Source organism: Streptomyces sp. NPDC048484 (genome assembly GCF_040651415.1).
In the GTDB taxonomy this organism is placed as follows: domain Bacteria; phylum Actinomycetota; class Actinomycetes; order Streptomycetales; family Streptomycetaceae; genus Streptomyces.
The window spans coordinates 1-23,883 of sequence record NZ_JBEZJY010000041.1 but is presented as its reverse complement, the minus strand read 5'-3'; the positions used below and the strand labels follow the sequence as shown (position 1 = coordinate 23,883).

General features: G+C 68.4%; 18 protein-coding genes and 2 pseudogenes. 13 read left to right on the top strand and 7 right to left on the bottom strand.

The genetic code is table 11. The features are described from left to right. Entirely contained in the window at nt 1-1,494 is a 1,494-nt protein-coding gene (locus AB0D14_RS33410) for an aldehyde dehydrogenase family protein (protein ID WP_362786595.1), read from the top strand. Between the two features lie 5 nt (nt 1,495-1,499). Beyond that, on the top strand, nt 1,500-2,297 hold the full coding sequence (locus AB0D14_RS33405) for an SDR family oxidoreductase (protein WP_362786593.1): 798 nt from the start codon (nt 1,500-1,502) through the stop codon (nt 2,295-2,297). Between the two features lie 475 nt (nt 2,298-2,772). Here AB0D14_RS33405 and AB0D14_RS33400 read toward each other — a convergent pair whose 3' ends face one another. Next, entirely contained in the window at nt 2,773-5,040 is a 2,268-nt protein-coding gene (locus AB0D14_RS33400) for an arylsulfatase (RefSeq protein ID WP_362786591.1), read from the bottom strand. A gap of 99 nt (nt 5,041-5,139) precedes the next feature. Next, nucleotides 5,140-6,009 (bottom strand): formylglycine-generating enzyme family protein, encoded by an 870-nt coding sequence (locus AB0D14_RS33395; RefSeq protein ID WP_362786701.1) that lies wholly within the window; start codon nt 6,007-6,009, stop codon nt 5,140-5,142. A 638-nt stretch (nt 6,010-6,647) separates the two neighbouring features. On the opposite strand from AB0D14_RS33395, the gene AB0D14_RS33390 reads away from it, so the two are divergent. Continuing rightward, nucleotides 6,648-7,607 (top strand): threonine/serine dehydratase, encoded by a 960-nt coding sequence (locus AB0D14_RS33390; RefSeq protein ID WP_362786589.1) that lies wholly within the window; start codon nt 6,648-6,650, stop codon nt 7,605-7,607. Nucleotides 7,608-7,730: 123 nt separating this feature from the next. Here the strand turns inward: AB0D14_RS33390 and AB0D14_RS33385 are convergent, their stop codons facing one another. Then, nucleotides 7,731-8,891, bottom strand: coding sequence for a transposase (locus AB0D14_RS33385; RefSeq protein WP_362786587.1), 1,161 nt, complete (start codon nt 8,889-8,891; stop codon nt 7,731-7,733). Nucleotides 8,892-8,950: 59 nt separating this feature from the next. Between AB0D14_RS33385 and tnpA the strand changes: the two genes are divergently transcribed. Continuing rightward, on the top strand, nt 8,951-9,349 hold the full coding sequence (tnpA, locus tag AB0D14_RS33380) for an IS200/IS605 family transposase (RefSeq protein WP_362786585.1): 399 nt from the start codon (nt 8,951-8,953) through the stop codon (nt 9,347-9,349). 241 nt (nt 9,350-9,590) lie between these two features. Here tnpA and AB0D14_RS33375 read toward each other — a convergent pair. Beyond that, nucleotides 9,591-10,031: pseudogene (locus tag AB0D14_RS33375) on the bottom strand (transposase); the annotation flags it as partial. Between the two features lie 150 nt (nt 10,032-10,181). Here AB0D14_RS33375 and AB0D14_RS33370 point away from each other — a divergent pair. Both AB0D14_RS33370 and AB0D14_RS33365 read left to right on the top strand, forming a co-directional pair. After that, a complete protein-coding gene (locus AB0D14_RS33370; RefSeq protein WP_362786583.1) occupies nt 10,182-11,504 on the top strand; it encodes an MFS transporter in 1,323 nt (440 codons plus the stop codon). A 68-nt stretch (nt 11,505-11,572) separates the two neighbouring features. Continuing rightward, nucleotides 11,573-12,166 (top strand): TetR/AcrR family transcriptional regulator, encoded by a 594-nt coding sequence (locus AB0D14_RS33365; RefSeq protein ID WP_362786582.1) that lies wholly within the window; start codon nt 11,573-11,575, stop codon nt 12,164-12,166. A gap of 60 nt (nt 12,167-12,226) precedes the next feature. Here AB0D14_RS33365 and AB0D14_RS33360 read toward each other — a convergent pair whose 3' ends face one another. Beyond that, nucleotides 12,227-12,646 (bottom strand): hypothetical protein, encoded by a 420-nt coding sequence (locus tag AB0D14_RS33360; protein WP_362786580.1) that lies wholly within the window; start codon nt 12,644-12,646, stop codon nt 12,227-12,229. A 520-nt stretch (nt 12,647-13,166) separates the two neighbouring features. On the opposite strand from AB0D14_RS33360, the gene AB0D14_RS33355 reads away from it, so the two are divergent. After that, entirely contained in the window at nt 13,167-14,444 is a 1,278-nt protein-coding gene (locus AB0D14_RS33355; RefSeq protein ID WP_362786578.1) for a PHB depolymerase family esterase, read from the top strand. A 142-nt stretch (nt 14,445-14,586) separates the two neighbouring features. Here AB0D14_RS33355 and AB0D14_RS33350 read toward each other — a convergent pair whose 3' ends face one another. Continuing rightward, on the bottom strand, nt 14,587-15,603 hold the full coding sequence (locus AB0D14_RS33350) for a LacI family DNA-binding transcriptional regulator (protein ID WP_362786576.1): 1,017 nt from the start codon (nt 15,601-15,603) through the stop codon (nt 14,587-14,589). A 284-nt stretch (nt 15,604-15,887) separates the two neighbouring features. Between AB0D14_RS33350 and AB0D14_RS33345 the strand changes: the two genes are divergently transcribed. From AB0D14_RS33345 to AB0D14_RS33330, 4 genes are all read left to right on the top strand, one after another. Then, on the top strand, nt 15,888-17,201 hold the full coding sequence (locus AB0D14_RS33345) for an extracellular solute-binding protein (RefSeq protein ID WP_362786574.1): 1,314 nt from the start codon (nt 15,888-15,890) through the stop codon (nt 17,199-17,201). A gap of 110 nt (nt 17,202-17,311) precedes the next feature. Further along, nucleotides 17,312-18,307, top strand: coding sequence for a sugar ABC transporter permease (locus AB0D14_RS33340; RefSeq protein ID WP_362786572.1), 996 nt, complete (start codon nt 17,312-17,314; stop codon nt 18,305-18,307). A 13-nt stretch (nt 18,308-18,320) separates the two neighbouring features. Further along, nucleotides 18,321-19,262 carry a carbohydrate ABC transporter permease gene (locus AB0D14_RS33335; protein ID WP_362786570.1) on the top strand — a complete coding sequence of 314 codons (942 nt, stop codon included), beginning with the start codon at nt 18,321-18,323 and terminating at the stop codon, nt 19,260-19,262. A 91-nt stretch (nt 19,263-19,353) separates the two neighbouring features. Beyond that, nucleotides 19,354-20,814 carry a GH1 family beta-glucosidase gene (locus AB0D14_RS33330; protein ID WP_362786568.1) on the top strand — a complete coding sequence of 487 codons (1,461 nt, stop codon included), beginning with the start codon at nt 19,354-19,356 and terminating at the stop codon, nt 20,812-20,814. A gap of 422 nt (nt 20,815-21,236) precedes the next feature. Here AB0D14_RS33330 and AB0D14_RS33325 read toward each other — a convergent pair whose 3' ends face one another. Then, on the bottom strand, nt 21,237-21,617 hold the full coding sequence (locus tag AB0D14_RS33325) for an AQJ64_40280 family protein (RefSeq protein WP_362786566.1): 381 nt from the start codon (nt 21,615-21,617) through the stop codon (nt 21,237-21,239). Nucleotides 21,618-21,854: 237 nt separating this feature from the next. Here AB0D14_RS33325 and AB0D14_RS33320 point away from each other — a divergent pair. Both AB0D14_RS33320 and AB0D14_RS33315 read left to right on the top strand, forming a co-directional pair. Further along, nucleotides 21,855-23,086: pseudogene (locus tag AB0D14_RS33320) on the top strand (IS3 family transposase). A gap of 33 nt (nt 23,087-23,119) precedes the next feature. Further along, nucleotides 23,120-23,683: a dihydrofolate reductase family protein gene (locus tag AB0D14_RS33315; RefSeq protein WP_362786564.1), complete on the top strand. Its 564-nt coding sequence runs from the start codon at nt 23,120-23,122 to the stop codon at nt 23,681-23,683. Nucleotides 23,684-23,883 lie beyond the last annotated feature (200 nt).

The window sequence follows — 23,883 nt, the reverse complement described above, 5'->3', positions numbered from 1 at the left end:
TTGACTACCCACGTCGAACCCGTCGGCGGCGACAGCCTCGTGGTGACGGAGTTTCCCGAGGGCCTTCCCATCGGCGACCACTGGGTGGAGGCACCCGCCGCCGAGGACATCCGTTTTCCCTACGACGGGACGCTCGTCGCGCGGGCGCCGGTCGGGGACACCGCCCTCGCACGCCGAGCCGTGGACGCGGCCGTCGCGGTCCGCGACCGGGTCGGCCGACTCCCCTCACACACCCGCAGGGCGGCGCTGCTCGCGACGCACGAAGCGATCGCCGCCCGACGCGCGGACTTCGAGCAGCTCCTGGTCCTGGAGACCGGCAAGCCGCTTGTCGACTGCCGCGTCGAGGTCGATCGCACCCTGCTGACGCTGCTGACCGCGGCCGAGGAAGTGGCCCGGCTGCACGGGGAGACCGTGCCGCTGGACCTGCTGCCGTCGGGGGAGGGCCTGCTCGGCTTCTGGACCCGCAAGCCGATCGGCGTGGTGGTGGGCATCTCGGGCTTCAACTACCCGCTGCTGCTCTCCGCTCACAAGGTCGCGCCCTCGCTGGCCGCCGGCTGCCCGGTGATCGCCAAGCCCGCCCCGCAGACACCCCTTTCCACCCTGTGGCTGGTGCACCTCCTGCGCGAGGCCCTGCACGCCGGCGGCGCGCCGCGAGCCGCGGTGCAACTGGTGACCGGGGGCCCCGAGGTGGGCGTCGCGCTGACCACCGACCGCCGGATCGGCGCGGTGTCCTTCACCGGTTCCGCCGCCGTGGGCCACCGGATCGCCCGGGACGCGGCACCCACCAAGGTGCTGCTCGAACTCGGCTCCAACGCCGCCCTGGTCGTGGCCGCCGACGCCGACCTCGACGCCGCCGCCGACGCGGTGGTGCGCGGCGGGTACTACGCGTCGGGCCAGGCCTGCATCAGCGTGCAGCGGGTCATCGTGGTGGACGCCGTACGGGAGGAGTTCGTGGCCCGCCTGACACAGCGAGTGCCCCAGGTGGTCGTGGGCGATCCCCGCGACCCGGCGACGAGAGTCTCGGCGCTCATCGACCAGCGGTCGACCGAGCGGGTGTGCGCGTGGCTGGACGAGGCGGTGAAGGCGGGGGCGTCGCTGGTGGCCGGAGGCAGGGTCACCGACGGGGTGATCGAGCCCGCCGTGCTGCTCGACGCGGACCGCGACCTGCCCGTCTGGGACGAGGAGGTCTTCGGCCCCGTGGTCGCGGTACGGTCAGTCCCCGATCTGGAGACGGCCTTCGACCTGGTCAACGACTCGCGCTACGGACTGCACGCGAGCGTCTACACCAGCGCCCTCGACACGGCGTTCGCCGCTCTCGACCGCCTGGAGGTGGGCGGAGTGGTCGTCAACGAGGTTCCCGGCTTCCGTTCCGACGTCATGCCGTACGGAGGCGTGAAGGACTCCGGGGCCGGAAGGGAGGGACCGAGGTTCGCCATCGAAGAACTCACCGTGACCCGTATGGCAGTGATCCGTCCGACGACAACGAAGCCGTGAGGACCATGCAAGCAAAGGACCGCACCGATGCGGTGGGAGAGTACTCCCGCCTGTTCAGGCTCGATGGCCGCAGGGCCCTCGTGGTGGGCGCGGGCAGCGGAATCGGCCGCGAGAGCGCCCTGGCCCTCGCCGCGCACGGCGCCACGGTGGTGTGCGCCGACCGTGACCTGACGGCGGCCAAGGAGTCGGCGTCGATGGGGCCGGACCTTTCCGCGTACGCCCTCGACGTTCTCGACGGCGAGGCGGTCGCGCGTGCCGCCGAGGAGCTCGGACCCGTCGACGTGCTCGTCTTCACCGCCGCGACGAACGTGCGCAAGTTGCTGCTCGACTACACGGCGGAGGAGTTCGAGCGGGTCGTGGCGCTCAACCTGCGCGCGTCCTTCGACCTGGTGCGGGCGTTCGGCCGTGGCATGGCCGAACGCGGCCGGGGAAGCATCATCGGCTTCAGCTCGATCCGCGCGGTGACCGTCGAGCCGGGACAGGGGGTGTACGCGGCCACGAAGGCCGGCCTCGTCCAGCTGCTGCGGACCGCGGCGGCCGAACTGGGCCCGTCGGGCGTAAGGGTGAACACCATCGCCCCCGGCATCGTGGACACCCCGCTGACCGCGCAGATCAGGGCGGTGCCGGAATGGTCGGAGGCCTACGCGACCAAGAGCGCCCTGGGCCGCTGGTCCCGGCCCGATGAACTGGCCGGCGCCGTCGTCTACCTCGCGTCGGACGCGTCATCCTTCGTCACGGGGAGCCAGCTCTTCGTGGACGGGGGCTGGACGGCGATCGACGGGCGCTATACGCCGCCCAACTGACCGGGCGCCGGGCGGGCCCGTGCCCACCGATCCGGGGCGGTCCGCGCGGGAGGGAGAATCCCGTTGCGGGCCGCGGTGGCGTGCACCAGGCTGACTCCAGAGCGGTGCCCCGGGCCGCGTGCGGGGCTTCAGTGCGCGCGGGTCGATGTCGGTCGGCAGAAGCCGGGCGGACGTCGGCGCCGTCCGCCGCTCGCGCGGGCGGAACGCCGGCCGGACCGCGGTTCAGTTCCAGCACGTGCGCCGCGCGGAAACCCTCGCCGGGGCAGCCCGATCCCGGTGCTCCGCTTCCGTACGACGCTCAAGGCCGCCACCGGCCGCCCGGTGGCGGCCTTTTGCATATCGCAGTGGACCGCCCCTGCATTCGGCCGATTGTCCTTCGCGTTCGGCCGCCTGCGAACCTGCCCCCGGCGCAGGTGGTGACCGCTCGTTCCTCCGGCTCCCGCACAGGGAGCCGGAGGAACGAGCGGTCAGCGAGTCAGTCGATTCGCTCGAAGGGTTCCGTGCCCTCTTCGTCCGGTGCGACCGTGAAGACGACCTTCTCGAACCCTCCGGTGAACGCGAACTCGCCCTCGTAGCCGGGTGAGGAGGGCGACAGGGTGTCCCGGCCGACGTCGAGGCCCTGCCATCCCAGGAAGTGGGGGAGGACCCGCGGAATGGCCTCGGTGCCGACCGGTTTTCCTGACACGTACAGGTGGCCAACGCCCCGCATGTCACCGGTCTTGACGAATTCGAAGGCCAACTCCGCCGGGCCGGTCGGGAGTTCCTCCACCGAGGTCACCGCGTACCGGGTGCCGAGGAAGTTGTACTCGTAGACCAGCCGGTTGTCCTTGACGTACAGGACGTATCCGCTGCTGATGTTGCCCAGGGACACCAGGACACCCTCGTCCGACGCGGCGGCCCGGTCGACGAACGCGGTGATGCGGTGCGCGCGGTTCATCACCGGGGGCACCGCGGCGCCGGGCAGATGGGCCATGCCGGGGTAGTAGGTGAAAGTGGTGCGCTTGCGCGGTGAGCCGGGCCGCGGAATCTTCGCCCGGTAGGCGAATCCGTTGTCGTCCAGCGGCAGCACATCGTATTTCCCCGCTTCCACCCAGAAGCGGGAGACCATCTTCTGCAGTTGCCCGGGCCGCTCCTGCGCCAGGTCGTTGCATTCCGAGAAGTCGGAGTCGTGGTGGTAGAGCTCCCACTGGTCGTCGTCGAAGGACGTTCCGCGCTGGTGGTAGGCGACGGCCTTCCAGCCGTCGTGCCAGATCGCGCGGTGCCCGAACATCTCGAAGTACTGGGCTTCCTTGCGCGTCGGCGCGGTCGGCGAGCCGAAGGTGTAGGCCATGCTGACACCGTGGACCGGCAGCTGCGGGATGCCGTTGTGGACTTCGGGAGCCTCAAGGCCGAGCAGTTCGAAAAGGGTCGGGACGATGTCGCTGACGTGGTGGAACTGCTGCCTGATCTCCCCGGTGCGCGGCAGCCCCCGGGGCCAGTTCACGATGAGCGGGCAACGGACGCCGCCTTCGTGGGTGTTCTGCTTGTACCGCTTGAACGGCGTGTTGCCCGCCTGCGCCCAGCCCCAGGGGTAGTTGGCATGAGAGCGTGTGGTGCCGATCTCGTCGATCCGCGCGACCATCTCCTCGAAGTCCTCGGAGATGCCGTTCTGGAACGCGGTGGGGTTGAGCGAACCCTTCTGCCCGCCTTCCTGGCTGGCCCCGTTGTCCGAGAGCAGGATGGTGATGGTGTTCTCCATCTGGCCCACCTGCTCCAGGAACTCCATGAGCCGGCCGATGTGGTGGTCGGTGTGGTCGACCATCGCCGCGTACGCCTCCTGGAGGCGTACGGACAGCTTCTTCTCGTCGTCCGACAACTCGTCGAACGGCTCGACCCCGGGGTTGTGCGGCGCCAGTTCGGTGCCCGGCGGCAGGATGCCCCGTTCGATCTGGCGGGCGTGCCGGGTGGCGCGCTCGACGTCCCAGCCATGGTCGAACCGGCCCCGGTACTTCTCCAGGTATTCCTGCGGAGCCTGGTGCGGGGCATGCGCCGCACCGAACGCCAGGTACATGAAGAAGGGCTTTTCCGGAGTGACCGACGTCTGGTCCCTGACGAACTCGATCGCCCGGTCGACCAGGTCCTCACTGAGGTGATAGCCCTCTTCCGGGCTCTTCGGCGGAGCCACGGGGTGGTTGTCGTAGAACAGTTCCGGATAGAAGCTGTCCGTCTCGGCTTCCAGGAATCCGTAGTAGCGCTCGAACCCGCGGGACAGCGGCCACTGGGTGTACGGCCCGGACGCGGTGGTCTGCTCCATCGGCGCCAGGTGCCACTTGCCCACGGCCATGGTGTTGAAGCCGCTGTCACGCAGCACCTCGGGCAGTGTCGCGGCGGCCGTGGTGATCCGACCGCGACCGCTGGGGAAGCCGGTGTCGAAGTTGGACAGCATGCGCATACCGACGGAGTGGTGGTTCCGGCCGGTCAGCAGGGAGGCCCGGGTCGGCGAACACAACGTGGTGGTGTGGAAGTTCGCGTAACGCAGGCCGTCGGTGGCGAGGGCGTCCATGGCCGGGGTGTCGATGTCCGAGCCGAAGCAGCCGAGGTCGGAGAAGCCGACGTCGTCGAGCACGATGACCACGACATTGGGCGTGTCCTCGGCAGGCGTCCGCGGATCCGGCCACCACGGAGTCGACTCCTCGTAGGTCGTGCCGATCCTGCCTTGGAAAGCACCGCTCGCGGACGTGGGGTACGGAGAGGCGTTGGTCATCAAAGACGCTCCTTTGGCGTGGACATTCGGGCGTGGACGTTCGAACGTGCGCTGCGCCCACCTGAGGGGAGGGGTGGAGACGGTTGCCCGAGCGGCCCGTCAGCCTGACCGGGGCAGGTCCGCAGCGCAGCGGAACCCCATGTGCCCGGTGCTGCTGTCGGGTGTGTTAGACGTGCGCGCGGCGACGCGGTAGCGGTTGCAGTACGAGGCATGGCACAGGTAGGAGCCGCCGCGGATCACCTTCGCCTCCCCCTCGGGAGGCCCGGCAGGGTCCCTACGGGTCTCCGGACGGTCGGCCGCGTGCCAGGTGGTGCTCCACCAGTCGGAGCACCACTCCCAGACGTTGCCGGAAGTGTTGTACAGGCCGAAGTTGTTGGGCCGGTAGGACTTGACCGGCGCGGTTCCCAGATACCCGTCCTCGCCCGTGTTGTCCTGCGGGAACCGCCCCTGCCAGATGTTGCAGCGGTGCTGCCCCCGGGGCAGGAGCTCGTCCCCCCACGGGAAGCGGGAGCGTTCCAGGCCCCCACGCGACGCCATCTCCCACTCCGCCTCCGTGGGCAGGCGCTTGCCCGCCCATGCCGCGTAGGCGGACGCGTCGCGCCAGGAGACATGGACGACAGGGTGGTTCGACAGCTCGGTCCAGGACGACCCCGGCCCGTAGGGGGCCTGCCAGCACGCCCCCTCGACCGCGAGCCACCAGGGTGCCTGCTCCACCGTGCCGTCACGCACCAGGTGCCGGGCATCAGGGTGGACGAGTGCGTAGAACACGAACGACCAGCCGTAGAGCTCGGCATCGGTCCGGTAGCCGCTGCTGCGCACGAACGTCGCGAACTGCCTGTTGGTGACGGTGGTCGCGTCGATGAGGAACGGTGACAGCTCCACCGCCCGGACCGGGCCTTCACCGTCCTCGGGAAACGCGTCGGCGTCATCGCCTCCCATCAGGAACGTTCCCGCCGGGATACGCAGCATGGCGCCCAGCGCCTGTGCCCGGTCCCGCCCCGGGGTCTGGAGCCGCACGGCGGACGGCTCTGGGACCTCCTGGCCGCCCCCTGACCTGGGGGCGCAACATGCGCCTGACATCGCTCCTCCGACCACGGCAGTTGTTCTCGCCCGACCACACATTCACCCGTGATCTTGAGAATGCGCCCCGCCGCGCCCGCCCCGGCCGACGGCCTGGAGGGCTCTCGAGGTGACTGGTCCGACCAGTAGCCTATCCTGACTAGTTTAAAGAGTGTGTTTCGGTCTCGTTGCCGCTGTCAAGGCTCGGGGGCGCATCGTGCGGGGGAGGCACCGAGCGCTCATTGCTTCGCGCAGCCGTCAGCCGTCAGCCGTCATCCGGACGCCAGAACGGCCCGCCGTTACGGATTTCGGAGCGTCCGGTCCGAGCGGAGCCCGCTCGTCCGGTCCGAGCGGAGCCCGTGATGACCTGCGCGGCGGCGCGGGAACGGCCATGGACGTGTCAGACGCTTCACGTCGCTTGCTGCAACATCAAGTCGTGTGGCGCTGGCTAATGTGTCACCTGCAGGGAATCGCAGCACCGCTGCTTGCGCTGCAGCCTCTGCTCTGGTCGTCTCACGTCTCAACCTCACGCAGGAAGGTGGCCGGCCTTGATCAGCATCTCGGACGTCCAAGCCGCGGCTGAGCAGATCGCCGAACACGTCGTACGCACTCCCACTGTGGCGAGCCCTGGGCTGACCGCGCTGCTGGGTGTCCCGGTCACCGTGAAGCTGGAGCTGTTGCAGCGCACCGGCTCCTTCAAGGCACGCGGGGCGACGGCGCGGCTGCTCGCACTCTGCGAGGCGGAGCGGGCGGCGGGCGTGGTGGCGGTGAGCGGAGGCAATCACGGGATCGCACTCGCGGTGATGGCCGCCGCGCTCGATGTCAAGGCAACCGTGGTCATGCCGATGTCGGCGCCCGCGCGTTCCGTCGAGATGGTGAAGGCGGCAGGCGCGTCGCTGCGGTTGACCGACGACATGGACGGTGCGTTCGCGCTCATGACGCGGTTGCAGGCCGAGGGACTGACCCTTGTCCACCCGTTCGACGATCCCGTGGTGATCGCCGGTCAGGGCACCGTCGGCCTGGAGTTCGCCGAGGACGCCGGGGATCTCACCGACGTACTCGTCAGCATCGGGGGCGGCGGCCTGATCTCCGGTGTCGCGTCCGCGCTGCACGCGCTTCGGCCCGGGGTACGGATCTGGGGCGTGGAGACGGAGGGCGCGCAGGCCATGTCGGAGGCGTTGGCCGCGGGCCGTCCGGTGCCGGTCGCGCTCTCCTCAGTCGTCACCACACTCAGCGCGCCCTCCGTGTCACAGCTGACGTACGACCATGTATCCGCCCTGGTCACCGAGGTGCTCGTGATCCCGGACCGGGAGGCCGTCCAGGGCACCCTCGACCTCGCCGACCACGCCAAGGTGTGGACCGAACCCGCTGCGGGCTGTCTGCTTCCCGCGGCCCGACGCGTGCTGGAGCATGTCGGCGGCGGAGCCCGGCTCGGGTTGGTTCTCTGCGGGGGCAACACGACCACCAGAGAGGTCATGGGCTGGGTGGAACGCTTCCACCTGCGCTGACCCCACGTCGACTACTCGGCCGTGAACGACCGAGCTTGGTGACTCGGTTCGATACGGCTTCGCTTATGCTCCCGACTGCCCCCTACGACGGGGCGGTCACGGGTCACATCTACCGCTTGCGGCTCAGGCCGGGGGCGGATCGGGCATGTTGACAAATACCCACGCCGAGCGTGCGCGGTTGCGCACGTTGACCCCGGCGACGTGGTCGGCCGGCCCAGCGAGGCCGCACCGACGACAGCGGAACAGATCCCGGGTGGGGCGGTTGCCCCGCTCGGTGTGTCCGCAGCGCGGGCAGCGCTGCGAGGTGTAGGCCGGATCCACCTCGATGAACGGCACACCGGCCCGGCGTGCCTTGTACGCGAGGAACGCGCCGAGTTGGCGGAAGGGCCAGGAGGACAGACGGGCCCGCTGGTCGCGAGGAACCGTGACCCGATCGCGGATCCCCTGGAGTTCCTCCAGGGCGATACCGCGCTCGGTGCGTTGCGCGACGGCAACCGTCTGCTTGGCGATCTTGTGGTTGATGTGGGTGGCGTGCCGAGCCTCCCGGCGGGCCCGCTTCTTCAGTAGCTGCTTGGCCGACCGGGTGCGCTTGGCCTGGAGTTCGGCCTTCTTCTTCGCCTGCCATCTGCGGTAGCGGCCCAGACGGCGGCCGGAGTGGTTGGTCCCGTCGGACGTGGTGGCGAGGTTGACGATGCCGCGGTCCACCCCGATGAAGTCCACCGGTTCGAACGCCTCGGGCTCGGGAAGGTCGATGGTGGCGATCAGGAACCACTTGCCGTCCCGGAACACCAGATCCGATTCGCCCTTACGGTGCTCGGCGAGCTGCTTGAGCGCGTTGGGCGAGCAGACGAACCGCACACTCTTTACCCGGCCCGAAACCGTCCAGATCGAGATGGTCTTGGCGTCGTACTGCCAGGACGCACAGCGGTCGTCATAGGTGTGCGCCGCATCCGGACGGAAGGCGATGGCCCTGGACTCCGCCTTGAGGCGGTGCCTTGCGCCTTGCGGGCCGAGGTTCCCGTTGCGGATATTCGCCCGCAAGGTCGCATACGCGTCCGCGACCCGCTTGATGACGTGCTGGGCGGCCTGCGCCCCCAGTCCCCGGGCTTTGAGCTCGCCGTAACACAGGGCCCGCAGCGGGGTCTCCCGACCCTTCAACCCGAAAGCCTCGAACGCGGTGGCTGCCACCCAGTTCGCCGCCTCATTCACCGAGCGCACGGTCGTCTCAAGTGCCGCCGCCTGTACGGGCGTTGGCATCAACTTGACCTGCACCACGAGTTTCACCCCGTCAGGCTAACGGCTAGCATTGATCTGTGTCACCGAGATGGGAACCAAACCTCGATATGAGGAGGGGCAGAACAGTTGTCTACGCCCTCCACGCGCACTTGGTCTTCACCCCGAAGTACCGTCGCGGAGTGTTCACCGACGAGATCCTCACGCGCTGCGAGGAGATCATGCGGGATGTCTGCACCGACTTCGGCGGCGAGCTACGGGAGTTCAACGGCGAGCGCGACCACGTCCACCTGCTGGTGCATTACCCACCCAAGGTCGCGCTCTCCCGGTTGGTCGGCTCCCTCAAGGGCGTCTCGGCACGCCGCCTGCGCCAGGAGTTTCCCGAGCACATCCACCGGTTCCTGTGGGGTGAGCACTTCTGGTCCCCCTCCTACTTCGCCGCTTCCGTCGGCGGAGCCCCACTCGGCGTCGTCAAGGAGTACATCGAGAACCAGAAGCGCCCCGACTGAGACGCGAGCATTCTCCGGCTCCGCCGGACAGCCCTACGGGCGCTCCGCGACCGAAACCCCCGGACGCTGCGACGCTCCGCGTCACCGCTACGGGATGCGATTCCTCCCAGGCGTAAACGCCTGGGGTTCCTCGCAAGAGCCTCGCTGAACTTCCTCGTTCAGGTGGGGCGTGCCGAGCGTCGCTACGCCGCGGAGACCCACCAGAAGACCCTAGATGATCGATTCCAAGGGGCCAGTGGTCGTCATAGGCGGTCAGTGAGCGCAGGACGGGCTGTCCTGTGTGGTCGTTGTGCCAGATCGCGGCGGTCAGCGCGAGGATGCACTGCATGACGCGGACGACGACACCGCCGGGCGTGCGCCCTCGGTGCTGTTCGAGGTCGAGTTGACCCTTGAAGGTTTCGTTGACCGACTCGATGATCTGCGGCAATGGCTTGAACAGTGGTACTCCGGGCCGTTCCGGCTCGCCCTTGCGGGCTGGCCGGAGCAGCCGGACGTCCTGCTCGGCTAGTTCGTGTTCCAAGCCCCCGCCGAAGTAGTTCTTGTCGCCGATCAGCGTCTGGGCGGGACGTGCGGCAACGAGGCCGGGTTCGGCGGCCAGGAGGTCCAGCAGAGTCTCGCGCTCGCCTGCCTTGGCGCCGGTCAGCGCGAACGCGGTGGGAAGCCTCTGGAGGGTGCACGTCACACGTCAGGGGCACCCGGCCCGGTCGGGCGTTTCCCGTGAGCCCGCCCCGAGCGATGCTCGCCTCTCCCGCTTGACGTGAGTAGACCTGTCTGTCTAGTCTAATTCGCGATTAGACAGACAGGTCTACTCATACTTCGGACGGGAATGGTCATGACGAATCTCTCGGTCGTCCCGGCGTCCAAACCGGCGCGTACCTCGGATGCGGCGCCTGCCGACGCCGGATCCGCTTCCGGATCCGACTCCGCTGCCGTATCAGCGCGGGGCCGGCAGCTGCCGCCGAACGTGGCGCTGTACGTACTTGCCTCGATCACCATCTCGTTCCTGGCGGCCTCCAGCGCGCCGACCCCGCTCTACGCGGTCTACCAGGCTGAATGGGGCTTCGACCCGATCACCACCACCGTGGTCTTCGGCGTCTACGCGGTGGCCGTGCTGCTCGGGCTGCTCACCATGGGCAAGGTCTCCGACCACGTCGGCAGGCGGCCGGTGCTGCTGGCCGCGCTGGCGGCCCAGGTCGCCTCGATGGTCGTGTTCGCCACCGCCGACGGCGTGTCGGGGCTGATGGTCGCCCGGATCGTCCAGGGGCTGTCGACCGGCGCCGCGCTCGGCGCGATCGGGGCGGGGATGATGGACATCGACCGGCCGCGCGGCACGATCACCAACGCGGTCGTCCCGGGCATCGGCACGGCCGCCGGCGCGCTGGTCTCCGGCCTCGTCGTCCAGTTCCTGCCCGCCCCCACTCATCTGGTCTACCTCGGGCTGATGGTGGTCTTCGTCCTCCAGGCCGTCGCCGTCGCGCTGATGGCGGAGACGGTGAGCCGCAAGCCGGGGGCGCTGGCCAGTCTGGCGCCGGAGATCAAGCTGCCGCGCGCCGTACGCCGCCCGATGCTGGTGGCCGCACCGGTGCTGTTCGCCGTCTGGGCGCTGGCCGGGCTGTACGGATCACTCGGTCCGTCCCTGGCACGGGAGTTGACCGGTTCCAGGTCCGAAGTTCTCGGCGGGCTGAGCCTGTTCGTGCTCGCCGGGGTGGCCGCCGTCTCGGTGCTGGTCCTGCGGAAGGCGGCGACCCGGACGGTGATGCTCACCGGCATCCTCGCGCTGATCGCCGGGGTGGCCCTCACCCTCGTCTCGATCCGTGACTCCTCCCCGACCGGCTTCTTCGTCGGCACCGCCATCGCGGGCGTCGGCTTCGGCAGCGGGTTCCAGGGCGGCATCCGTACGGTGATGCCGCTGGCCCGGCCGCACGAGAGTTCCGGGGTGCTTTCGCTGCTCTTCGTCGTCTCCTATCTGGGCATGGGGGTGCCCGCCGTGATCGCCGGGTTCCTCGTCGTCCACGCGGGCGGACTGACCGTCACCGCGCAGGAGTACGGCGTCGCCGTGATCGTCCTCGCGGCGTTCGCACTGCTCGGGCTGCTGCGCGGCGGCCGGGGCGGGGCGGCGGACCTGCCGGTCGAGCAGGTCGGCGGCAACGCCTGAGGGGTGGCCTCCGGCCGGGACTCGGCCGGAGCATAATGTAGACAGATCTGTCTGAAGGAGTGACCGTCATGGCGAGTGTCCAGAGCACCGCGAAGCCGTCGGCGCGAGAGCGCCTGCTCGCCGCCGCGAACGAGCTGTTCTACGCCGAGGGCGTGCAGAGCGTCGGGATCGACCGGGTCATCGAGCACGCGGGCGTGGCCAAGGCGTCGCTGTACAACACCTTCGGCGGCAAGGAGCAGCTCGTCCGGGCGTACCTCGACACCCGGCACGCGGCCACCGCCGACCGGATCACCCGGGCCGTCGCGGAGCGCGACACGCCCCGCGAGCAGATGCTGGCGGTCTTCGAGTCCCAGGGGCGGCAGTTCGACCGGCCCGACTTCCGCGGCTGCGCCTTCATCCGCGCCGGCGCCGAGGCCAGCCCCGGCGGGCTGGTCCAGGAAGCGGCGGACGCCTTCCGCGGCTGGATGCGCGAACTCTTCACCCGCCTCGCCGCCGAGGCCGGCGCCGCCGACCCCGACGCCCTGGGCTGCCAGCTCCAACTCCTCTACGACGGCGCCGGCATCTCCGCCCTGATGGACCACGACTCCACGGTGGCCGCGACCTCCCGCGCGGCGGCGACCGCCCTGATCGCGGCGGCGACGAGCGCACCCGCCGAGGCATGAGCGGCGCTCGGCACGCACGCGGGCCGGGACCCCGAGCGTGAACCACGCAGTGCGCGAGGGCTACGGACCCCAGTCGAGTTGGTGCTCGGGGGTCCCAGCAGCTCGGCCCCATGCGACTGCTTCCGCTCTACCTGCTTGGTCGCCCACGCGGTAACGGAAGTAACGTCCGGAAAACGCGATCACGTGCTCAGTGTCGTTGACGGTGAAGTCGGCCCACCAGCCAAGGTCTGGTTCAAGGGCATCCGTGAGGGCCTGAGCAAGGTCGCCGGCAAGAGAGTCCGGACCCTCGAAATCGATGAACGTCCAAGTGGGCGGCTGGCCGTCGACAGCTCCGTGCTGGTCATCGCCACCGGAGCGTTCCTCCGCCGGTAGCGTCGACGAGGACACGTCATGGCGGCCGAGGCGGATGAGCCTGAGTTCGGGCAGCTGAGTGTCCGCGCCGGTTCGCAGGCTTTCAGCGATGATGCGTCCTCGAATCATGAGTCGATCCTCGCAGAGGCTTGAGTCGTCGTCTCGCCCGGCTGACGAGGAAGCAGGGGCAGAACGACCACGGGTCGACTCATCGCGACGGCCGCCGGCCCGACTGCCAGCCTCGATCTGGCCGGGGTGGCGCGCCGGAGCGGAGACCAGTCCGGCCCAGACCCGGCGGGTTCGCCGGATGGCGGGATGGCGGGCAGGTCGGCTCTGGTCGCCGGGCCCTCGGCCGTCAGCGCGGCCAGCGTCTTGCCATACGTGGCGGTGGATGGTCGATGTTGCGCCCCTGAACATCGCGGCGATGCTGGGGGCGGGGTGGCCCACAGCGTCCATGTGCCGTGCGAGGTCGGCCTGTTCGGGGGTGAGCTCGGGAGGGGGCCCAAGACGTTGTCCGCGTGCTCGCCCTCTTGCTCACGGCACTGCCCATCCTGATCCTGTACGTGGCGGGCCACCGTCAACTCTCGTCCGCACCGCCGGGATCGGCACATAGCCGCGATGAAGCCTCCCCACCACATAAGGAGTCCGCATGGCAACACCGATCAGCCGTCGCACCATTCTGGCCGCCGGCACGGGCGCCGCCGCCGGTCTGTCTCTGCCGGGCGTCGCCGCGCATGCCGACGACCACGCAGCCACCAGCGTGAGATTCACCCTGAACGCCCAGGTGCTCGACGGTGGCGAACAGGTCACCTCGATCACCCTCAACACCGCCCGGATCGGCCCGATCGACCCGGCCAGCCTGACCACCGGCACCTTCACCGTGCACGCCAGAGCCACCAGCCCGGTCCCCATCGCCGCCGACGACGTCATCTTCAGCGAGTACGACCTCGACCGCACGGTGACCGCCGTCCGGCTCGACCACCGCGGCAACATCGTCCTCGACCTGAGCTACGCCGAAGGCCAGACCGGCGGCAGCACTCTCGGCTACATCGCGGGCAGGGGCCGCAACGTAATGCTCGACCTCGCCTACACCATCACTCAGCAGGCCCCGATCGCCTTACGCAATCACCGACCGATCACCATCAGAAACTTCGTGCAGGGCCATCGACTGTCAGACCCTGAGGTCGACGCGTTTAGCTCCCACGTATCCGGCTCGGGAATGAAGTACCGGCTGTACTCACCCACCGGCTCCCACTCCTCCCGACGGGGCAAGCACCCGCTGATCGTCTGGCTGCACGGCGGAGGTGAGGGCGCCTCGCTCCCCGACAACTACTACGACAACGAGACCACGCTGCGAGCCAACCGCGGTGCACTGGGCTTCGCCACCCCCGAGGCGCAACGCATCTTCAACGGCGCCTACGTTGTCGTCCCGCAGAGCACCTCCGCCTGGATGCTGGACGGCCCCCGCTTCGCTCCCCTCATCCACGAGATCATCGGCGACGTCACGCGCGGCAACCGTGTCGACCGCGACAGGATCCATGTCGCCGGCTGCAGTAACGGCGGCTACATGAGCATGAAGATGACCACCGTCTATCCCACCCTGTTCGCTGCTTCCGTGCCGATCTGCGGCGTTGTCACGTCCTTCCCGACCGGCGGTGCACCGCTGATCCCCGACAGCGAGCTGGCAAAGATCAGCACTCCCAGCTGGCTCGTTGCCTCCCGAGACGACACCACTGTGGACCCACAGGCCAACACCGCCCACGCGCACGACCTCATCCCCGGCTCACTGATGACGCTCTACGACCACGTCGTCTGGAATGGCTACCAGTTCGCCGGCCATTGGTCGTGGATCTACGTCGCCCGCAACGACCCCAGCATCAGCGGAACACACATCTGGCAGTGGATGGCCGCCCAGCATCGGCGCTGACGGAAGCCCACGTTCGTCGGCCCCCGCGCCCGGTTGCGCCGCCGGGTCGTCGGGGGAGTCGGCAGAGCGGCGACGGCGGGGCCGCCGACCGGGGCGGCGTCGGTGTTCTGTGGGGCCCCGATCCGGCCGGTGCGCGGCAGATTCATGACGATTCGCGTACCACGAGTTCGGTAGGAAGCACGACGTGCTGATGCGGTTCCCCGGGGTTGCTGATCTCTTCCAGGAGGATGCGGGCGATCGTGTTGCCGATCTCCTCGACGGGCTGACGCACGCTGGTGAGGGGCGGGTTGGTGTGCCGGGCGATGATGGAGTCGTCGAATCCGACCACCGCCACATCGTCGGGAACGCTGCGCCCTTGCCTGCGCAACTCCGCCAGCGCTCCTGCTGCCATGACGTCCGAGGCAACGAACACGGCGTCGAGCGTAGGGAGTTGTTCAAGGAGTGAACGCATCGCCGCCTCGCCGCCCTCCTCGGTGAAGTCGGCCGAGACCACGAGGTGCTCCGTGGCTCCGTGGCCCGCCTTTTCAAGCGCCTCTCGCCACCCTTGGAGCCGGCTGCGTGCCACGTCCATGTCGAGGGGGCCGCTGATCGTGGCGATGGTCCGGCGCCCGCGGGTGAGGAGGTGCCTGACGGCCGTCGCGGCTCCGCCCGCGTTGTCGGAGTGCACATGGCTGAGCGACTCGGCGGGGGAGCGGCGCCCGGCGAGCACCGTGGGCAGACCCATGTCCTCCAGGAGACCGGGCAGCGGGTCGTGCTCGTGCACCGAGACCAGGAGTACTCCGTCGACCCGCCGCTCCGCCACCGACTCGGTGAGCTGGTCCCGTTCGGCCTGGTCGCGTACAAGGACCAGCTGGAGCTGTGTCCGGGTCTTGGCGAGGGCGGTGCTGACCCCGCGGATGACTGCCGAGAAGTAGGGCTCGGCGCCCAGTCTGCTCTCCGACTCGGGAATCACGAGTGCCACGGAGTTCGTCCGGCTTGTCACGAGTCCCCGGGCAACCGAGTTCGGAACGTAGTTCAGCTCGGTGATGGCGGCGAGCACAGCGGCCTTGGCCTTGTCGCTGACGAGCTCCGAGCCGTTGATGACTCGTGAAACCGTGGTCCGTCCGACCCCGGCACGCGCGGCCACGGTCTTGATGGTCGGACGTTGACTGCCCCCCATGTCGCCTCCTCGCTTGCGCGGCGCCCGAACGGCTTCCACCAGCGCATTGTGCCAGACCCGCCAAGAGCGTCCGGCGGGTCCGGGCGCAGGAACGCGACATCTGCCGGCAACGAAGTTGCTTCAACTTCTTGACAGAGCCTTTTGCGGCGGCCACGCTTCGTGGCTCCGAGTGGGTACGTTCCCATCGCAGTTTGGGAACGTACCCACTCGGGCAAATCGGGTCCTACGGAGCGGACCGTGGGGCTCGAACTCCGGTGCGTCAGCGCCGCCGCTAGGAGGACTGAATGGGCAAGGCCCGAAGGAAGTTGCGTACACGAGCCGTGGCCGTCGTATCGGCTGTGTCGGCTCTCGGCCTGGTCGTGGGCTGTGGAGGCAGTGACAGCGGGGGGACCGGTGGCGGGAAGAAGGACGGCAAGGTCACCATCACCATGGGGCTGTTCGGCGTCATGGGCTTCAAGGAGACCGGTCTGCTCGACAAGTACATGAAGGAGCACCCGAACGTCGTCATCAAGGCGGATGTCGCGGGTGACGAACAGACCTACTACACCGCCCTGCAGACCCACTTGGCCGCCGGCAGCGGGCTGAAGGACATCCAGGGCATAGAGATTGGTCGGGCCAAGGAACTGTCCGACACGCAGAAGGACAAGTTCGTCGACCTGGCCGGCGTGGCCGGGACGGACCACTTCCTGCCGTGGAAGCAGAGCCAGGTCACCACCGCGGACAAGAAGGTCATCGGCCTGGGGACCGACATCGGCCCGATGGCGGTCTGCTATCGCAAGGACCTTTTCAAGCAGGCCGGCCTGCCCACCGACCGCGACGAGGTCGCCAAGTTGTGGGAGGGCGACTGGTCGAAGTACGTCGACGCGGGCAAGCGGTTCAAGCGGAAGTCGAAGGCCGACAAGGTCGCCTTCATGGACAGCTCCAGCGGGCTGTTCAACGCCATGATCTACGGCGACTCCCAGCAGTTCTACGACAAGCAGGGCGAGCTGATCTACGCCACCAACCCTGTCGTGAAGGACGCGTGGAAGCTGGCCTCCGAGGCCGCCACGTCCGATCTGACCGCCAAGCTCCGCCAGTTCCAGCCCGGCTGGGACCCCGGCCTGGCCAACAGCACCTTCGCCACCACTGTCTGCCCGGCGTGGATGCTCGCGCACATCAGCGAGAAGGCAGGACCGAAGAACAAGGGCAAGTGGGACGTCGCCAAGGCGCCCCAGGGCGCCAACTGGGGCGGAGCGTTCCTCGGCGTGATGGAGAAGAGCCCTGTCAAGAAGGAGGCGCAGGAGCTCGTCGCCTGGCTCACCGCCCCTGAGCAGCAGGCCTACCTCTTCAAGAAGATCGGCAACTTCCCCTCTTCGCAGACCGCGTTGGGGATGCCCGAAGTGGTCGATGCCAAGTCGGACTACTTCAGTGGCGCGCCCATCGGGAAGATCTTCAGCGCCGCGGCCCAGGAGATCCCCGACGAGCAGGTGCTCGGTCGCAAGGACGGCACCATCAAGGACATCTTCTCGCAGGGCCTGACCTTGATCGAGGCGCAGAACAAGAGCCCGAACGAGGCATGGAAGACCACGAACAAGCGCATCGAGAAGGCCGCCGGCTGACCTCGGGCCCCATCGCCCACCTCCGCAGCAGCCCGGCGTCCCACGCACCGCCCCGAGTGGGCCGCCGGGCCCCTGCCTTCCCCGTCACCCTCCAGGAAGGACGCCTTCCGGTGGCCATCTCCACCCCGACAACCCCAGACGGTGCGCCCGGCGCCGCCCCGCCGACCGGGCCCGACACCGGTGCGGAGCGCCGGCGTCGCAGTACGTTGCTGCACCGTCTCGACGTGCGCGGCGCCCCGTACGCCTTCGTCGCCCCGTTCTTCGTCGTCTTCGCCGCCTTCAGCTTCTACCCGCTCGTCTACACCTCGTGGATCTCCCTGCACCGCGTCGAACTGTCGACCCTGAACCTCATGGAGTGGGTCGGCTTCGACAACTACACGGCCCTGTGGGACGACGACCGCTTCTGGAACGCACTGCTCAACACGATCACCATCGGTGTCCTGTCGACCGTGCCGCAGCTGCTGATGGCGCTCGGGCTGGCGCACCTGCTCAACTACCGGCTGCGCGGCTCGACGTTCTTCCGCGTCGCCGCCCTCACGCCGTACGCCACGTCAGTAGGCGCCGCGGCCCTGGTGTTCACGATGCTCTTCGAGCGCGACTTCGGCATGATCAACTGGATGTTGAGCCTGGTCGGCGTCGACAACGTCGACTGGGAGAACAACAAGTGGGCCGCGCAGACGGCCATTTCCACGATTGTCATCTGGCGCTGGACCGGCTACAACGCCCTGCTCTACCTCGCGGCGATGCAGGCGATCCCACGCGACCGCTATGAAGCCGCGGCCATCGACGGCGCCTCGCGGTGGCAGCAGTTCCTGACGGTCACCGTCCCCGGCATCCGCTCCACCATCGTGTTCACCATCGTCCTGTCCACGATCGGCGCCACCCAGCTCTTCGGCGAGCCCCTGATCTTCGGCCAGGGCCCGAACGGCATCACCGGGGGAGCGGACAACCAGTACCAGACGCTGGGACTGCTGCTGTACGAGGAGGGCTGGAAAAACTATCAGATGGGCCGGGCCGCCACGGTCGCCTGGGCGATGTTCCTCCTGCTCATCGTGGTGTTCGTCGTCCAACGACTTGTCGCGCGCGCCATCGCGCGCAAGGGCTGACCGGGAGATCTCCATGACCACAGACAGCATCCCGGTCCAGGCACCGGACGCACGCTCCGACACCGCGCGAAAGGCACGGAAGGACACCCCGCGCGGCGGACGGAGCCGACAACTGTTCCGGCACCCGGGTGCCGGACGGCAGCACCACGCGGGTCCTGTCGCCTACATTCTGCTGGGGATCGCATCGCTGTTCTCGCTCTTCCCGCTCTACTGGACGATGGTGGCGGCGTCGAGCGACAACACTCGCGTCACCCAGACGCCTCCGCCGTTCCTGCCGGGGCCCCATCTGCTGGAGAACCTCGGCAAGGCCTGGCAGGACGCCGCGCTGGGCAAGGCCATGCTCAACAGCCTGATCGTGGCCGGCGTGATCGCCCTGTCCACGGTGCTGTTCGCCACCCTTGCCGGCTTCGCCTTCGCGAAACTCCGCTTCAAGGGCCGCAACATCCTGCTCATGCTCGTGATCGGCACGATGCTGGTGCCGCCTCAGCTCGGCGTCGTACCGCTGTTCATGATGATGACGGAACTGGGCTGGGGCCAGCAGTTGCCCGCCGTCATCTTCCCCACGCTCGTCAGCGCCGTCGGGGTGTTCTTCATGCGGCAGTACCTCAGTGAGGCGCTGCCCGACGAACTCGTCGAGGCCGGCCGCGTGGACGGTGCGCACTCCCTGCGCATTTTCTGGAGCATCGTGCTGCCGATCGCGCGGCCGCCCATGGCCGTCCTGTTCATGATCACGTTCGTGCACGCCTGGAACGACTTCTTCTGGCCGTTCATCGTTCTCGACATGTCCAACCCGACCGTGCCCGTCGCACTCACCCAGCTGAGCGCGGGATACATACGCGACCAGTCGCTGATCATGGCGGGCGCCCTGCTCGGCACCCTGCCCCTGCTCGTCATGTTCATCGTCTTCGGCCGTCAGATCGTCGGCGGAATCATGCAGGGAGCGGTCAAGGGATGAGTGCCCCGCCGCCCCCTCGTTGCCGCGCCCCTCCGGTACCCGCCACCCCGCTCCGCCCCTCCCACCCCGCAGTACATCTGGAAGGACTCACGTGACCACCGTTACCCGACGTGTCGCGCCCGCCCCGGAAACCACCAACGCCATCCGATTCCCTCAGGGATTCACCTGGGGCACGGCGACCGCCGCGTACCAGATCGAGGGTGCCGCCTCCGTCGACGGACGCACCCCTTCCATCTGGGACACCTACTCGCACACGCCCGGCAGGGTGCGCAACGGCGACACCGGTGACGTGGCCACCGACCACTACCACCGCTGGCGCGAGGACGTCGCGATCATGGCCGACCTCGGCGTGAGCGCCTACCGGTTCTCCCTGTCGTGGCCGCGGGTGCAACCGACCGGCCGCGGCCCGGCCGTACAGAAAGGCCTCGACTTCTACCGAGCCCTGACCGACGCCCTGCTGGAGAAGGGCATCGAACCGGTCGTCACGCTCTACCACTGGGACCTGCCGCAGGAACTGGAGGACGCCGGCGGCTGGCCGGAGCGCATCACCACCGACCGGTTCGCCGACTACGCGAGCCTTGCGGCCCGTGCGCTGGGGGACCGGGTGAAGACCTGGACCACCCTCAACGAGCCCTGGTGCAGTGCCTTCCTCGGATACGGCTCCGGTGTCCACGCTCCCGGGCGCACCGACCCGGTCGCGGCCCTGCGCGCGGCGCACCACCTCAACCTCGCCCACGGCAAGGCCGTTCAGGCACTGCGCGCCGAGCTGCCCTCCCGCGCGCGGACGTCCATCACGCTCAACATCCACCAGGTCCGAGCGCTGACCGAGGCCGCCGAGGACCTGGACGCGGCCCGCCGGATCGACGCGCTGGCCAACCGCGTCTTCACCGGCCCTCTGCTGGAGGGCGCGTACCCGCAGGATCTCCTCCAGGACACGGCAGGCCTGACCGACTGGTCCTTCGTGCAGGACGGCGACCTCGCCACGACCCACCAGCCGCTGGACTTCCTGGGCGTCAACTACTACACGCCCACCCTCGTCTCGGCCGCCACCGGCGAGGCGAGCCACGGCTCCGACGGTCACGGGGCCAGCGAGCACAGTCCCTGGCCGGGCGCCGACCAGGTCGCCTTCCACCGTCCCGAGGGCAGCACCACCGCGATGGGCTGGGCGGTCGACCCCAGCGGTCTGTACGACCTGCTGATGCGGCTCAAGACGGACTACCCCGCGATGCCCTTGACGATCACCGAGAACGGGGCCGCGTTCGACGACTACGTCACCCCGGAGGGCCAGGTGAGCGACCCTGAACGCATCGCCTACCTCCACGGCCACCTGTCGGCCGTGCAGCGGGCGATCGTGGCCGGCGCCGACGTACGGGGCTACTTCCTGTGGTCCCTGCTGGACAACTTCGAATGGGGCTACGGCTACAGCAAGCGCTTCGGTGCCGTCTACGTCGACTACCCGACCGGCAAGCGCATCCCCAAGGCCAGCGCACGGTGGTACGCCGACGTGGCCCGCACCGGCACGTTGCCGGACCGGGACGGTGAGAATCGGTGAACTCGCGTGTGACGGCGGAGCATGGCTGGGGACCAGCGGATCACGGTCCAGTGGTGGTGCAGGGCGGTTCCTCGATTGAGCTGAACCGGATTTTGTAGAGGCCCTGGAGATGGCGTTGTGGCGGCGCGGCATCAAGAAGGGCTCCGGCCTGATTCATCACAGCGATAGTGAGTATGTGCAGTACCGGATGTCCCGGGCCTCTTGACCCGCACAGCAATGGACGCGCCAGGATGCCGGTGCCGGGATGCTCTCGCGGCCTCCTGACCCGCACTCCGATCGACGACGCTGTCCTTCCTCGGACTTGTCGGTGGCCCGGGAACATCCCGGCGAGGCGCTCGCCTCGCCGCCGGGAGTGACTTGGCCGGGTAGCCGGGTCACGGCCACGTGACCCGGCTAAGTAAGTGCCCGAAACAGGATGTGTGTCAGGTGCCAGGGCGAGCACGCCACGCGTTCTGGAGCGCCGACTGCACGTCTTCCCCGAGAACGAGGTGTGTCGTCCTGCCTGGCAAGGTGGGCAGCTCAGCCCAGTGAGTCACCGTGTCGTCGTCGGCAAGACCGTAGGGCAGACGGACATATCCGTCGGAGTCGACGAAGCAGTCCCTGTGTTCCGTTCCGTCCTCACTGAAGTGCCGAGTCGTGAAGTACATCGGCCTTACCAGCCAGAACGCCTCCTCCAACGCGTTCTCGGACTCAGCGCTGTCGGCTGGGTACCGGCCCGTGATCGCCGCTGCCACCGGTACACCGTCCCGCGGCAGTCTTTCACGTGCGTCGACCCAGGTCGCCTGGGTGTTCAGATCCGCCATCCCTCTCCTCAGCCAAGCGTTCGGATGCCTGTTTTCTGCCCATGCGCCCGCACATCGGCAAGACCGCTGTACCGATCTCGGCATCCGGTAGGACTGCCCAGCGCTTGCGCAGGTTGAGTGAGCCGGAACGAACGCGGACCGAACACTCCCGACTGTCTGCCCTCCGGGTCCTCCCCCTTGATCGTGGACATCTCGGAGACTGGATCATGAGTGGTCCAGGGAGGAGAGAGGTCCCGAGTGGAGACGTACAGATATCCGGCGGAGTTCCGGGCTGACGCGGTGGCGCCGGTGCGCTCGTCGGACCGGCCGGTCTCTCGCATCGCCGCAGAGCTCGGCGTGAACGGGGAGACGCTGCGCCAGTGGGTGAAAAAGGCTGACATCGTGGAGGCTGCTGGCGTGGCGGTCGGGCAGGCGTCGCCGGTTCGGACCGCGACGCCGGTGGAACCGGCGAAGGACGCGGAGATCAGCCGGCTGCGTCGGCAGGTCCGCGAGCTGGAGATGGAACGGGACATACTCCGGCGGGCTGCGAAGTATTTCGCGAAGGATACGAACTGGTGAGTTGGTTCCAGTTCGTCGAGGACCACCGCGGCGCGTTCGGCGTCAAGCGACTGTGCCGGGTGCTGGAATGCTCCCGGTCCGGGTTCTATCGCTGGCTGGCCGGGGCCACGGCCCGCGTCGCGCGCAGGCGAGCCGATGTGCGGCTGGCCGAGCGGATCAGGGGCCATTCACGCCGCCTCGGGCGGCACCTACGGCTCCCCGCGGATCACGGCCGAGCTGGCCGACGACGGGCTGGCGGTCAATCACAAGCGGGTGGAGCGGGTGATGCGTGCCGCCGGGATCGTCGGGGTGCATCTGCGCAGGAAGGTCCGCACCACGATCCCGGTGCCCGATCTTTTGCAGCGTGATTTCACCGCGGCCACGCCGAATACCCGCTACGTCGGCGACATCACCTACCTGCCCGTCGGTGATGGCCAATTCCTATACCTAGCGACGGTGTTGGACCTGTGCTCGAAGCGGCTGGTGGGCTGGTCCATCGCCACCCACATGCGCACGGAGCTGGTCACCGACGCGCTCAAGGCCGCCGCCGCGATTCGGGGCGGACGCCTGGACGGGGCGGTCTTTCATAGTGACAACGGAGCGCAAGGCGGATTCAACTGGTCGTCGCGAGGGACTTCGCGCAAGTCTGCGAGGAGCTGGGCGTGGTCCGCTCCCGCGGCGCGGTGGGGACCAGCGCGGACAATGCCGCCGCGGAATCGTTCAACGCGCCCCTGAAGAGAGAGACCCTTCAGGGTCGAAAGAGCTGGTCAGGGGCGCGAGAGGCCCGCCATGCGGTCTTTCGGTGGGTCACCCGCTACAACACCAGAAGGAGACACTCCAGCATCGGTCAGATCAGCCCGATCGCCTACGAGCAAAGATCCAATACGTTGTGCCCGATGAGTAAGGCAGCCATGCCAGGTCTACAGCATTGAAACCAGTCTGGATCGATACAACAGGAGATTGAAGTGTCTATATCAGTGCTCGATATGTCGGTGTCTCTCGACGGGTACATCGCCGACCCTGACGACTTCCTCGGCGGTGAGGACGGGGAGCGGCTGCACAAGTGGGCCGACGCCAAAGGAGATTCCGCTCGGACCGCCGCGCGGTTCCAGGAGGAATGGAACGCGGCCGGTGCGGTACTCGCGGGACGGCGGACCGCCGAACTCATGGATCACTGGGGTGGTGATCATGGAGGTCTCCCGATCTTCGTGCCCAGTCACCGCCCACCCGGCCCGGCCGCCCGCTGGGGCTATCCGTTGGTGACCTACGTGAACGACGGGATCGAAAGCGCGATGGCCCAGGCCAAGGCCGCCGCCGGCGACAAGGACGTGCAGGTGCGCGGTGCGTACACGGGGCAACGAGCGCTGGAAGCCGGAGTCCTGGACGAGGTGCAGATCCACCAGATCCCGGTGCTGCTCGGCCGCGGACGACGACTGTTCGACGTCCTGCCCTCGGAGATCGAGCTGGAGATCGCCCAGGTGATCGACACACCGGAGGCCACCCACATCCGCTACCTTGTCCGTCGCTGATCCGGTCGCCCAGCAGAGCAGCCCGATCGCCTACGACCAGAGATCCATTACGTTGACCATGGCTGCATGACAATCGGTGTCCACGATCAAGGGGGAAGCCCCAAGGCCGGGTAGTTAGCGTTTTCGCAGGTCACGCAAGTGGGGCTGGAGACCACGGTGTTGCGGCGTAGAGGCCGGGGCCGAGCTTGTGGATGAGGCCG